Origin of the sequence: Caballeronia sp. LjRoot29 (assembly GCF_964252755.1) — a bacterium.
Taxonomy (GTDB): Bacteria; Pseudomonadota; Gammaproteobacteria; order Burkholderiales; family Burkholderiaceae; genus Caballeronia.
The window spans coordinates 89,201-101,923 of sequence record NZ_CAXUPU020000007.1 but is presented as its reverse complement, the minus strand read 5'-3'; the positions used below and the strand labels follow the sequence as shown (position 1 = coordinate 101,923).

Genomic DNA, 12,723 nt, shown 5'->3' with positions numbered 1-12,723 from the left:
TCACCCCGGGCGGAAATCGTGGACCTGACCTTGACGCAACTTCGCGTATTCGTGGCTGTGGCTGAAGCCGGCAGTCTCAGGGCGGCGGCGCGCAGCCTCGGCATTGCGCAAAGCGGCGTGACGCAGCAGTTGAGGAAACTCGAGACGAACGCGGGTGGACCGTTGTTCGAACGCGGGCATCGCGGCGCGCGCCTGACCTCGGTGGGGGAGCGCTTGCGGATTCGCGCCGACGTGATCCTGGGCGAATGCGTTCGAACCGAAAACGAAATGCGCCAGTTGCGCGGCGAGTTGACGGGTCAGGTCTCACTCGGCGCTGCTGCGGAAGCCATGATGCGATTATTTCCCGCGCTGCTGGCGAGCTTTCGCGAGCGCTGCCCGCGTATCGATGTTCACCTGACCAGCGCCACGTCGCGGGTCCTGACGGCGTGGGTGCGCGACGGCAGCCTGGACTTTGCTTTGGCGCTGGCATCGAACGAAGCGGATATTCACGATCTCGAAGCAACCACGCTGTTTGAATCGCCTGTCACCGTCATCGCGCGGCGTGGTCATCCGCTAGGTCGCGCGCGTTCGCTGAAGGCGCTGCAGGATTGCGAGTGGGTCAGCACCCGGCCACGCCATGCAGGCGATGTCGCGAATCGCTTGTCCACTTTGTTTGAGGACGCGGAGCTCGAACCGCCGCGTATTGCGGCCACGACCGAGGCGGTATTCGATACGCTGCATTGCGTGGCGAACAGCGATTATCTGTCGCTCGAACCCGTGCGCCTCGCGGCACATCCGTTCTTCAGGGACCACGTGGCGGTCGTCCCGATTAAAGAGCAGGCATTGAGTACGCGCGTGTGCCTGCTGCGACGCGCAGGCGTGCCGTTGACGCCGGTCGCGCAGGAGCTGGCGTCCATGGCGGTGTCGTTTTCGAGAATGCTGCCCGGGACCACGGTGACAGGCGAGGCGCCTGGTCAATGACACTCGATACGATTGCGCCCACGCTCCTTCGCGCGATATAGAGCCGCGTCGCTGCGGGAAAGCGGTGCGTCGGCGGTCGCATCGGCCGCGTTCATCACGGCAATACCAATGCTGACCGTCAGCGCGATTCGCCAGTCGCATTCCGCCAGCGGCGCTTCCACCATGCGTCGTTGCATGCGTTCCGCGAAAGCCCTTGCATCGATAAGATCGGCATTCGGCAACATCACCGCAAACTCTTCACCGCCCACACGGCCCGCGATGCCCTGCGCGCCCAGCTCAGCCTGAAGGATGGACGCGAAATGCCTGAGCGTCCGGTCGCCGACCGCGTGTCCCCATGTGTCGTTGATCAATTTGAAGTGGTCGAGATCGCACATGAGGATGGCCGCATAACCCTCTTTCGCGTGCCGGATGCGCGCCAGTTCCGCCTCGATCTGAACCATGAAATGGCGGCGATTGGGCAACTGCGTCAAGGAGTCGATGGTCGCGAACTCCTTGAGTTCAGACTCTATGCGCTTGCGTTCGGTCACGTCGGTAATGAAGCCATGCCACAGCGTGCCACCGTCTTCCAGACGCCGGGGTTGCGCGTCGCCCTGGCGCCAGCGCAGACCCTGTCGTGGCAATTCGACACGGTATTCAAGGTGCCACGGCGTGAGGTTCGCCGCGGATATTTCAAGCGAAGCGCGGTAAGCCGCGAGATCATCCGGATGCACGATTGTGTTGATGACCGCCGCGTTCGCGGCCACCTGCTGCGGCGTGAGCTCGTAGATCTCTTCAATGCCCGCGCTTGCATACGAAAAAAATGATTCGCCGTCCGGCAGCAATTGATATTGAAAGACAAGTCCCGGCACTTCGTTGGTCAGGCTGGTGATCAGGTCGACATTCTCCTGCAGCCGCTCTGACATCGCGCGCATGGCCGTGATATCGGTAGTGGTGCCAATCATGCGCAACGGCTGACCCGTGCCGTCACGGCTGACGACCTTGCCGCGGCTGGAGATCCACTTGTAGCTGCCGTCCTTGCACTGGATGCGATGTTCTACGTCATAGCTTGGCGTCTTCCGATCGAAATGTGCCTGAATGGCCGCTTGAACGTAAGCGAGATCGTCCGGATGAACGCGTTGGTAACTGTCGTTGAGTTGGTTGGTCAGCTCCCAATCCGCATAACCCAGGATGGCTTTCCATCCCGCCGAATAGTGGATCTCGTTGGTAACTATATTGCGATCCCAGATGCCTGTGCCGCTGCCGGCAATGGCAAGCGCCATGCGTTTCTCGCGCTTGCTCAGCGCGTCCTGGTCTTCTTTTAATTGAGCGGCCGACTGATCGCGCGCGAGGATTGCCTCAGCGAGGCGGGCAAAATCCCGCAAGCATTCGCGCTCGGCATCGTCGAGTTCGCGAGGCGAAGTATCAAGCAGACAAAAGACGCCAAGCGTTTCCCCGTTCTCATTCCGCAACGGACATCCGGCATAAGAACGAATGCAGGGATTGTCCACGACAAGCGGATGATCATGAACGCGGTTATCGGCAAGGGTGTCCGGTATGACGAGAAGATCGTCAGCATGGGATTCATCGCCAGGTACTGCCTGCCGGCAAAATGAAAGCCCGCGAGGGGTATGTACGAAGACACGATCAGCAGCAAGACCATCGCATGAGCTGAGCTCCTGCCGTTCTCCGTCGACCCGCATGACGAGTGCAAGGGTCACGCTGAAATGGCGTCTGGCAAGACGAGTCAGCTCGTCGAACCGTTCATCCGGGCGCGTGTCCCCGTCGGGCGGAGGCAGGGCATGAGCCGGGTTGCTTGCGTCGTCGAATTTAATGGGGGCCAGCATATCCAGTTCTTTAGGCGTGACTGGGAGCAGCGCATACAGTCTATAACGACAATTTCCAGACGGAGTTTAATCCTGCAATCCCTCGCGGGGTGCCGTTAATGGAAGCTAACTCAATTAGCGGATCGGTTTTGCGCGTGCATTCTCGTGCATAGCCGACATGCGGATGCCGCGATCGGCAGGGTTTTCCTTCACGCCGGCGACAACCTGGCGCCGTTCTTCAGGTTCGTCTCGACCGGCTATCATGTTGGCCTGGGTAACGCTTCGAGCTTCGGGAAACACGGTCATGACAAGAAAGAAATCCGCAGACAACGCGCCTCGCGAAACCGCTGCAATCCTGCGCCACTGGCATGACGCCGTACCCAACGACCGACTGGCCCACCTCGTCAAGGACGCCGCGCGTTCGCTGGTGCGCGCGCTGCAAATGCGCCTTGCCGAGCACACCGTGTCGTACGGGCACTGGACATTTCTGCGGATCTTGTGGGAGACGGACGGCTTGACACAGCGCGAGCTAAGCACGCAGGCGGGGGTGATGGAGCCAACGACCTTTGCAGCCGTCAAGGCGATGGAGGCGCTGGGTTATGTCGAGCGTCAGCAGATGCCGGACAACAAGAAAAACGTGCACGTGTTCCTTACCGCCGAGGGTCGTGCGCTGAAAGAGAAGCTCGTTCCGCTCGCCGAGGAAGTCAATGAGGTCAGCGTGGTGGGTTTGAGCGAGCATGACATCAAGACCGCGCGGAAGGTGTTGCTGGCGCTGATCGAAAACCTGGCCGACGATGAACTGGGGTCCACGAATCCAATGCGCCGCGTACCTTCAACGCGGGAGTTGGGACGGATCATTGCAAAGCGTGGGGATACGGTAGAGGACCGGTGAGGATGACGGCCATGCTGCGTTAAAAAGGATCTTGCGAGCACCACAGCGTTAATAACGCTGTGCGTTATTATTTGATTTATGATCACTTCCTTCTGCTGCCAAGACACACGCTCATTGTTTGAAGGAAAGCGGGTCGCACGATCTGTCAATTTCGAACGGGTCGCGATTCGCAAGTTGCAACAACTTCATGCAGCGGCCGATCTCAACTTTTTGCGCCTTCCGCCCGGCAACTTTCTCGAAGCACTGGAGGGTAATCGGAAAGGACAATATAGCGCACGCATCAATGATCAATGGCGTCTTTGCTTCTGCTTCGAATCGGGCAGCGCCACGCAAGTTGAAATCTGCGACTACCACTAGGATTACTTATGACTCGAGACATTCCACTGGACACACCCGGCGAGATCCTCGCGGAGGAATGGCTCGCCCCAATGGGCATTACTCAGTACGCGCTCGCGAAAGCCATAGAAGTACCGGCACGTCGTATCAATGAAATCGTGCAAGGAAAACGCGCCATCACGGCCGATACAGCCGTTCGTCTGGGTGCTTTTTTTGGCGTCGATCCGCAAAGCTGGATGAACCTCCAAACGCATTACGATACCGAACAGGCGCGGGAAAAACTCGGCGATCGACTCACGCAAATCATGCGTAACGGTGCGGCAAACGGAGCGATCGCGTCGCTGCGTTAACCCTTGATCGGCAGAGTGACGGCGAGTGGCGCGGCCCTGGCCACCCGCACATGAAAGCACCGCGTTTTCCCGCCATCCTCCCGCTCTAAACCGGCGACGGATTGCGATCGGCGAAACCGCGTTGATGCCAGTACGGATACGGCAACGGCAACGTGCTCGCTTTATCCAGGGCCGCAATCTGCTCAGCACTCAACGACCACCCAACGCTGCCCAGGTTTTCGCGGAATTGCTTCTCGTCGCGGGCGCCCACAATCACGTTCGCAACTGTCGGCCGCTGCAACAACCAGTTCAACGCAATCTGCGGCACGCTCTTGCCTGTTTCCTTGGCCACGGCATCCAGCGCATCCACGATGCCGTAGACATAATCATCGGCAACCGGCGGTCCCATGTCTGCCGTCTTGTGCAAACGGCTATTCTCCGGCCACGGGCTGCCGCGCCGAATCTTGCCTGTCAGGCGGCCCCACCCCAACGGACTCCACACAATGGTCGAGACCTTCTGATCCAATCCCAGCGGCATGAGTTCATGCTCGAAATCGCGGCCGGTCAGCGAGTAATACGCCTGATGCACCGAATGCCGCGCGAGGCCTTCACGGTCTGACACCGCCAGCGATTTCATCAAGTGCCAGCCGGAAAAATTCGAGCAGCCGATCACGCGAATCTTGCCAGCGCGCACGAAGTCATCGAGCGTGCGCAACGTTTCTTCCACGCGTGTCAATGCATCGAAACCATGCAGTTGATAGATGTCGATGTAGTCGGTATTCAAACGCTTCAGGCTGCCATTGACGGCTTCGGTCAAGTGATGCCGGGTCGAGCCAACGCTGTTCACGTCCGAGCCGAACTGAAACGTTCCTTTCGTCGATACAATCACCTTCGAGCGACGTCCGGCAATGGCCTTCCCGAGGTTCTCCTCCGCCATGCCGTCGGAATAAACGTCGGCACTGTCAAACATGGAGACGCCCGCCTCCAGCGCAATATCGACCAGGCTACGCGCGCCGTCAGCGTCAGTGCTGCCCCATGCCTTGAAGAAATCATTGCTGCCGCCGAACGTGGCGGTGCCCAGGCTCAGCACGGGCACCTTGAAGCCCGTTTCGCCCAGTAAGCGATATTCCATGTCCACTCCTTTCCATTGAAAGCCAATGAGCCGCTGCTGCGCCGGCGACGCGGGCAGGCAGCTTCGTTGATGCATCGGCCATGTTAAGAGATCGGTGAAAATCGCGCTTGGATGCACGGCGGCGGCAGACGGTCCCGCGCTCACGCGAGCGCGATCACGGTCTTTGGATTACAGCCGTTGGATGACATCCAGCGCCGCGCCCACCATGTCCTTCACCACCACCTGCACCTGACTCGCCGCTTGGGGCGCGTAGTCGAACGGCTCCGTCTCATCCATGTAAGTCGACTGGCACATCTCCAGTTGTATCGCGTGAACGCCGGTCTCGGGCGCACCATAGTGACGCGTGTTGTAACCGCCCTTGAAACGGCCGTTGGCGATCCACGTATACGAGTTCCGCGCAGCGGCATCGGTGACCGCTTGCAAGGCCGCTGGCGCTGCCGTGCGCCCATCCTGCGTACCGATGTTCAGATCAGGCAGCTTGCCCTCGAACAGACGCGGCAACACGCTTGCAATGGAATGCGCTTCCCACAGCAGCACGTTTGGATGCACCGCCCGCAACCGCGCGAGTTCTGCCTCAAGCACGTCGTGATATGGCTGCCAGTAAGTGACTACTCGCCGCGCTTTCTCGGCCGCATCGGGCTCAGTGCCATCGCGATACAGCGGCATGCCACGGAAGGTTTCGCCCGGGCACAGGCCCGTCGTCGTCTGGCCCGGATAGAGGCTTTCATCGTTTGATGGACGGTTCAGGTCGATCACGTAACGCGAAACGCGCGCCCCAAGAATTGTCGCGCCCATCTCGCGGGCAAAGTCATAGAGGCGGTCGAGATGCCAGTCGGTGTCCGCAACGGTCAGCGCAATGTCCGTGTACAACGGCCGCAAGCTCTCGGGAATTTCAGTGCCCAAATGCGGGATCGAAATAAGCAGCGGCGCGTCGCCACGATGCAAGGTGCAGAGATCGGTCATGATGGATTCCGGGCGGGATAAGCGTAAGAAAGAGGTTTAAAACAGGGCGGGTTGACAAGCGTTACTGGAGCGCGTCGTCGGGCAGGTTGGGAAGCGCCTGCTGCAGCGCCGGGCGAATGCGCTGATCAAGCACACCGCACGTCAAACTGATCAGTTCGGCCGCGAAACCATCCCATTCGCTCTCACGATGCAGCAGGAAAAAATCGCGGCGTGCAAGGCCGCCTGGCGGCAGCGGCAACACATCGATTTCCTCCAGATAATGACGCGCCTGCCACAAGCAGAGCGGCGTGGAAATGGCGAAACCAAGACCCGCGGCGACGAGACTGAGCAGCGGATCGGTGGCATCGAATTCATAACGACGCGGACTGTCGATACCCAGGTGCCGCGCAAAACGCTCGACCTGCTGACCGATCACCGAGCGCCCCGTATAACGGATCAAAGGAAGATTGCCAGCGAGCATACGCCAGTCCGCCGCGGGACGTGACGCGAGGAACCGCCGCGACGCAACCGCTACGAACGCCTCGGAGAACAACGGAATCTCCACAATACGCGGGTCCGAAATGACAGTCTGGGTGCATACAGCCAGATCGATCTCGCGATCATGCAACTGCTTGGTCAGCCCCGGCGTCAAGCCCGACCATAACGCAATCTGCCGGGACGAACCCGAGAGTGCACGAATCAGTTCAGGCCCCACAGTGGCGGCGAACGAGTCCACGCATCCGAGGCGGACCGACGCATTGCCTGCATCGGATACCTCGTCTATGCGGGCACTCACGCGTTGCGCGTGATCGAGCAAGGGCGTGGCAAGTTCAAGCAACGCTCGCCCTGCGCTATTGGCACGCGGCGGGCGGCTGTCCCGGTCAAACAGGCTTATGCCCTGCTCGCGTTCGAGCCCGGACACCGCCTGGCTGATCGCGCTCTGGCTCACGCCGAGCTGCTTTGCTGCGGCGGTCATCGAGCCTGTATCGCAGACGGCAACGAACGCCTGCAACGCGCGCAGGTCGATAGGATGATGCGGTCGTCTCATGGGCGCTCCGGTTTGGCGCGGCGCGGGTTTAGCAGGGACTAAAGGATGCCTGTGCTGGCAAGAACCGTGCGAAGCTGCAGCATTTTCCGTCGATGTCCATAAGTTTGCCTTATGCAAAATGTTCGCGGAAGCGGGGGTTTCCTGCAATCGGGATGAAGCACAAGGCATAAGCAGTTCGAGAACAGGCGTGCTTATCGTGTGATGAAAGCCAAGCCGCATACGTGTGAGACGCAGGCGGGCTTTATCGATAGGAGATGTCCAACGGTCAAGGGCGCACACCTCTCTGTCAGCGAAAAATGAGAAGCGTGCGCCCCGTTACGGCTCGTGGCGAGGAACCACAAAGAGAACGACTCTTGCGCGATGTGACGGCTTACCTGGATCCTTCAGGAAAGTCAGCGCCAATCGTCGTCTTTTCCCACGCGTCGAAGTCCTGAGTCAGCGAACTGACCTTCTTGCGCGCGAGTTCAAGCGCGGCTTTACCAAGCAACAGGCGCAATGGCGGGGTATCGGAGAGTGCCGCGTCAATGATGGCCTGCGCCGCGCGCACCGGATCGCCCGCCTGATTGCCGCTGCGCGCTTCGGTCTGCTTGCGACGCTCGCCTGCGGTACTCGCATAGTCATCAATGCGCGTAGCCGACTGCTTGATTGACGGCCCCGCCCAGTTGGTGCGGAACGGTCCGGGCTCAACCACGAGCACGTCAATGCCGAGCGGTTTCACCTCGAGCGCCAGCGATTCCGAGATCCCTTCCACTGCGTATTTCGTGCCGTGGTAATACCCGGTGGCTGCGAAACTCGTGATCCCGCCTATCGACGAAATGTTGACAATGAGGCCGCTTTTTTGCGCACGCATGATGGGCAATACGGCCTTCGTCATGTCGACCAGACCAAACACATTCGTCTCGAACATCGCGCGTACGGCGTCGTCTTCGCCCTCTTCGATCGCCGCCAGATAACCGTAACCCGCGTTGTTCACGAGTGCATCGATACGGCCGAAATGCTTCTGCGATTGCGCAACGACATCGGCGATCTGCTTGCGGTCGGTCACGTCGAGTTGCAGCACGAGCGCCCGGTCGCCGTGGCCTTCGGCCAGGTCGTTGAGCTTGGACGGATCCCGTGCCGTCACCACGGCGCGCCATCCGCGCTCGAGCACAAGTTTGGCCAGCTCACGGCCGAAGCCGGTCGAGCAGCCGGTGATGAGCCACACGGGGTTGTCTCGATTCATCATGGAAAGCTCCTGTATATCAATCTGAAAGTGGGTTGTATTGGTGCGACTGAATGAGGAAGGTGATGTCGGGCCGAAGCCTGGAGAATGCGTAGCCCGAATCGTTCCCGCGCGTAAATCCCCGATAAAGCTTACTCGCCAAACGCGAACGCAGCACGGGCCGCTCAGGGCTGCGTGCTGCAGTAAATTGCTCTCGATTGCCTGATTCTCTTGGCGGCGTGCGGCTTTAGTCCGTTAAGGCGGAATGTCAAGCCCAGCTGAAGCAGACCAAGCGCTCGCGCCTGCCCTACAAGTTCAGGCCGCCGCGCTCGCCACGATCGATGCCGCGAGCAGCGCCTGTGTATAGGGATGCGCGGGCGCTTGCAATACGTCCATTGTGTCGCCCATCTCGACTATCCGCCCCGCCTTCATGACGGCCACCCGATGCGCCATCGCGCGCATGACGGCCAGGTCATGCGTGATGAACAGATAGGTCAGCGTGTATTTTTTCTGCAGCCGTGTGAGGAGGTTTAGCACCTGCTGCTGTATCGATACATCGAGCGCACTCGTGGGTTCATCGAGTACAAGCAGTTCCGGCTCGACCGCAAGCGCGCGGGCAATCGCAATGCGCTGCCGCTGCCCACCCGAGAATTCGTGCGGATACCGCGGCAGGACATCGGCCGGCATGCCCACTTCTTCGAGCAGCGCCACTACACGCTGACGACGTGCCGCTGCCGTTACCTCCGGCTGATGCAATGCTATCCCTTCGCCCACGATCTGTTCGATCGTCATCCGTGGCGATAACGATCCGTAGGGATCCTGAAAGACGACTTGTAACCGCGACGACACGCTGCGCCGCGAGTTCGCGCTTTTGAGCGAAGACAAGGATTGCCCGTCGATATGAATCAGTCCTTCCGCCGGCCGTTGCAAGCCCAGGATGGCGGCTGCGAGCGTAGATTTTCCCGACCCGGATTCGCCCACGATGCCAAGCGTTTCGCCGCGTCTGAGCGTAATGCCGACATCCTGCAACGCGCGGAACGAAGACTTCGAAAATACGGACCGCCAGCCTTTCACCGACGTCCGGTAGTCCACCGATAATCCCTGCACTTCGAGCACCTGGCGCGCGTTCGACGCAACGGGATCGATCGCGCGTTCGGGTTCGCTGTTGAGCAGACGGCGTGTGTAGGGATGCTGCGGATTAGCGAACAGCTCCGCGGTCGAATTGGTTTCGACCAGCACGCCCTTCTCCATCACCGCCACGCGCTGCGCGAAGCGCTTGACCAGGTTCAGGTCGTGCGTGATCAACAGCACTGCCATGCCGCGCTCGGCCGCCTCCTGCTCCTGCAAGCCGATCAACAACTCCACGATCTGCTGGCGCACCGTCACATCGAGGGCCGTGGTCGGTTCATCGGCGAGCAGAAGGCGCGGGCGGCAAGCGAGCGCCATCGCGATCATCGCGCGTTGGCGCTGACCGCCGGAGAGCTGATGCGGGAAGCTGTCAATGCGCCGTTCCGGTTCTGGAATACCGGTACGCCGCAACAATTCGATGCCGCGCTGGCGTGCCGCGTTCGGCCGCAGCCCTTCGTGCAGACGCAGGCTTTCCGCAATCTGCTTACCGATGGTGAACAACGGGTTGAGCGCGGTCATCGGCTCCTGGAAGACCATGGCGATGTCGCGGCCGCGAATGCCGCGCATCTGCTGCTCGGTCTTTTGCAGGAGATCCTCGCCATCCAGCAGAATGCGTCCTGTCTGGCGAGCATTGTCCGCAAGACCGAGAATTGATAGCGCCGTGACGCTCTTGCCCGAGCCCGATTCGCCGACCAGCGCCACGCGTTCGCCACGTCCGATAGAAAGAGCCAGGTCGCGTACGACGGTCTTGTCGCCGAAACCAATCGATAACCCGTCGAGTTGCAACAGAGGGACTGTCACTTCTGTGCGCCTCCAAATGCGGAACCGCGTGTGCGGGTATCGAGCGCGTTGCGCAATGCGTCGCCCATGAAGGTCAGCAGCAGCAAGGTGGCGACAAGGCCGCCGAACGCCGCGCCGGAGATCCACCATGCATCGAGATTGTTTTTACCTTCGGCAAGCAGTTCGCCCAGGCTTGGTGCTGGCGCGGGTACGCCGAGCCCGAGGAAGTCGAGGCTGGTCAGCGCGAGAATCGCGGCGCTCATGCGAAATGGCAAGAAGGTGATCACGGGGGTCAGGCTGTTGGGCAATACATGGCGCCACATGATCTGCCAGTTCGACAAACCCATCGTACGAGCAGCGCGAACGTAGTCAAGCGAACGGTTGCGCAGGAATTCGGCACGCACGTAGTCGGACAGCGTGAGCCATCCGAACGCCGAGAGCAGGATGAACAGCAGCCATAAGGTTGGCTCGAAGATCGACGCGAAGATGATCAGCAAGTACAGGTCGGGCATCGAACTCCAGATCTCGATCAGGCGCTGGCCGATCAAGTCGGTGCGCCCGCCGTAAAACCCCTGCACGGCGCCCGTCAGGACGCCCAGCAAGACGCCCGAGACCGTCAATGCAAGCGCCATGAGCACCGAGAGCCGGAAACCGTACAGCAGGCGCGAAAGGACGTCGCGCCCGAACTGGTCCGTGCCGATCCAGTTCGCGGCAGAGGGCGGCGCAGGATTGGGCGTGGTCGCGAAATAGTCGACGGTGTCATAGTGAAAATGATTCGGCGGATAGATCGCGAAGTTGCCCTTCGATTCCAGCCGGTCGCGAATATATGGATCGAGATAGTTCGTGCGCGCCGGGAAATCGCCGCCGAATACCTTCTCCGAATAGTCCTTCAGAATCGGAAAATAATAGGTGCCCTCGTACCGGACCAACAACGGCTTGTCGTTTGCGAGCACCTCGCCAAGCAGGCTGATCACAAACAAGCCGACGAACACAATCGTGCTCCAGTAACCCAGCCGCTGCGCCTTGAAACGCAGCCATACGCGCCGGCCGGGTGACTCCGACGGCGGCGGTTTGATCGTGGCCGTCATGACCGGGTTCGCGGAGACGTTCATGCGTTCACCGGTCGAGCCGGTCGAACTGGATACGGGGGTCGACGAGGACATAACACACGTCCGCAATAAGCTTGGTCACAAGACCAATCAGGGTGAACAAGTAAAGTGAACCGAGCACGACGGGATAGTCGCGCCGGATCACCGAGTCGTAGGAAAGCTGGCCCATGCCATCGAGTGAAAACAATGTCTCGATCAGCAAGTTGCCATTCAGGAACGCCCCCACGAATGCCGCGGGCAATCCGGTCAGCAGCGGGATCATTGCGTTGCGCAAGACGTGCTTCCAGAGCACATCGCGTTGCGGCGCACCTTTTGCGCGCGCGGTCAGAACGTATTGCCGGCTGATCTCTTCGAGGAAGGTATTCTTCGTGAGGATGGTGATAATCGCAAAGTTGCCGACCACCGCTGCGGTCACCGGCAACGCGATGTGCCACAGGTAATCCAGTACCTTTCCCACGACACTAAGCTGATCGAAGTCGTCGGAGGTGAGGCCGCGCATGGGAAATACTTGCCACAACGTGCCGCCGCCAAACAGCATCAGCAGCAGTACGCCCAGTACAAAACCCGGGATGGCGTAGCCGGTCAGGACGAGCACGCTCGTGGCGGTATCGAAGCGGGAGCCGTTGCGCACGGCCTTCGATATCCCGAGCGGCACTGCAATAAGGTAGGTCAGCAACACGGTCCAGAGCCCCAGCGTGATGGACACCGGCAGCTTCGACCGGATCACCGCCCAGACACTTTGATGCTGGTAATACGACTGGCCGAGATTGAAACTTGCATAGTTCTTGAGCATGCTGAAGTAGCGCACGATCGGCGGTTTGTCGAAACCGAATTGCTTCTTGAGCTGCTCCACCTGTTGCGGGTCAACCCCCTGGCTGCCGTGATATCCGCCAGCCCCGCCCGCTTCGCCACCGTGATTTCCACCGTGGCGCATCTGGGTCAGGATCTGCTCGACCGGGCCACCCGGCACGAACTGCGTGACGAAGAACGTCAGCGTGACCACGCCTATCAGCGTGGGGATCATCAGCAACAGGCGTCTGAGGATATAAGCGGCCATGGCAATC

General features: G+C 60.2%; 13 protein-coding genes. 4 read left to right on the top strand and 9 right to left on the bottom strand.

The features are described from left to right. Window positions 1-18: 18 nt before the first annotated feature. A complete protein-coding gene (locus tag ACSQ83_RS10880) occupies window positions 19-960 on the top strand; it encodes a LysR substrate-binding domain-containing protein (protein ID WP_436228139.1) in 942 nt (313 codons plus the stop codon). Here the strand turns inward: ACSQ83_RS10880 and ACSQ83_RS10875 are convergent. Next, on the bottom strand, window positions 954-2,783 hold the full coding sequence (locus tag ACSQ83_RS10875) for a diguanylate cyclase (RefSeq protein ID WP_436228138.1): 1,830 nt from the start codon (window positions 2,781-2,783) through the stop codon (window positions 954-956). The two genes, ACSQ83_RS10880 and ACSQ83_RS10875, sit on opposite strands and share 7 nt — an antisense overlap. Before the next feature lie 114 nt (window positions 2,784-2,897). Continuing rightward, window positions 2,898-3,068, bottom strand: a complete 171-nt coding sequence (locus ACSQ83_RS10870; RefSeq protein ID WP_436228137.1) for a hypothetical protein — start codon at window positions 3,066-3,068, stop codon at window positions 2,898-2,900. On the opposite strand from ACSQ83_RS10870, the gene ACSQ83_RS10865 reads away from it, so the two are divergent. From ACSQ83_RS10865 to ACSQ83_RS10855, 3 genes are all read left to right on the top strand, one after another. Continuing rightward, window positions 3,067-3,654, top strand: coding sequence for a MarR family winged helix-turn-helix transcriptional regulator (locus ACSQ83_RS10865; protein ID WP_436228136.1), 588 nt, complete (start codon window positions 3,067-3,069; stop codon window positions 3,652-3,654). The two genes, ACSQ83_RS10870 and ACSQ83_RS10865, sit on opposite strands and share 2 nt — an antisense overlap. Before the next feature lie 78 nt (window positions 3,655-3,732). Continuing rightward, complete coding sequence (locus ACSQ83_RS10860; protein WP_414951238.1) at window positions 3,733-4,011, top strand: type II toxin-antitoxin system RelE/ParE family toxin; 279 nt, start codon at window positions 3,733-3,735, stop codon at window positions 4,009-4,011. An 8-nt stretch (window positions 4,012-4,019) separates the two neighbouring features. After that, a complete protein-coding gene (locus tag ACSQ83_RS10855) occupies window positions 4,020-4,340 on the top strand; it encodes a HigA family addiction module antitoxin (RefSeq protein ID WP_436228135.1) in 321 nt (106 codons plus the stop codon). 85 nt (window positions 4,341-4,425) lie between these two features. Here ACSQ83_RS10855 and ACSQ83_RS10850 read toward each other — a convergent pair whose 3' ends face one another. The 7 genes from ACSQ83_RS10850 to ACSQ83_RS10820 all read right to left on the bottom strand — a co-directional run bounded on the left by ACSQ83_RS10850 (window position 4,426) and on the right by ACSQ83_RS10820 (window position 12,716). Continuing rightward, window positions 4,426-5,451: an aldo/keto reductase gene (locus ACSQ83_RS10850; protein WP_436228134.1), complete on the bottom strand. Its 1,026-nt coding sequence runs from the start codon at window positions 5,449-5,451 to the stop codon at window positions 4,426-4,428. 168 nt (window positions 5,452-5,619) lie between these two features. Further along, window positions 5,620-6,414 carry an N-formylglutamate deformylase gene (gene hutG / locus ACSQ83_RS10845; protein ID WP_436228133.1) on the bottom strand — a complete coding sequence of 265 codons (795 nt, stop codon included), beginning with the start codon at window positions 6,412-6,414 and terminating at the stop codon, window positions 5,620-5,622. Window positions 6,415-6,475: 61 nt separating this feature from the next. After that, window positions 6,476-7,441, bottom strand: coding sequence for a LysR family transcriptional regulator (locus ACSQ83_RS10840; RefSeq protein WP_436228132.1), 966 nt, complete (start codon window positions 7,439-7,441; stop codon window positions 6,476-6,478). A 370-nt stretch (window positions 7,442-7,811) separates the two neighbouring features. After that, window positions 7,812-8,666, bottom strand: coding sequence for an oxidoreductase (locus ACSQ83_RS10835; protein ID WP_436228131.1), 855 nt, complete (start codon window positions 8,664-8,666; stop codon window positions 7,812-7,814). 291 nt (window positions 8,667-8,957) lie between these two features. After that, a complete protein-coding gene (locus ACSQ83_RS10830; RefSeq protein WP_436228130.1) occupies window positions 8,958-10,571 on the bottom strand; it encodes an ABC transporter ATP-binding protein in 1,614 nt (537 codons plus the stop codon). Then, window positions 10,568-11,713, bottom strand: coding sequence for an ABC transporter permease (locus ACSQ83_RS10825; RefSeq protein WP_436228129.1), 1,146 nt, complete (start codon window positions 11,711-11,713; stop codon window positions 10,568-10,570). The genes ACSQ83_RS10830 and ACSQ83_RS10825 overlap by 4 nt, the downstream gene beginning before the upstream one ends. After that, window positions 11,667-12,716 (bottom strand): microcin C ABC transporter permease YejB, encoded by a 1,050-nt coding sequence (locus ACSQ83_RS10820; protein WP_436228128.1) that lies wholly within the window; start codon window positions 12,714-12,716, stop codon window positions 11,667-11,669. The genes ACSQ83_RS10825 and ACSQ83_RS10820 overlap by 47 nt, the downstream gene beginning before the upstream one ends. Window positions 12,717-12,723 lie beyond the last annotated feature (7 nt).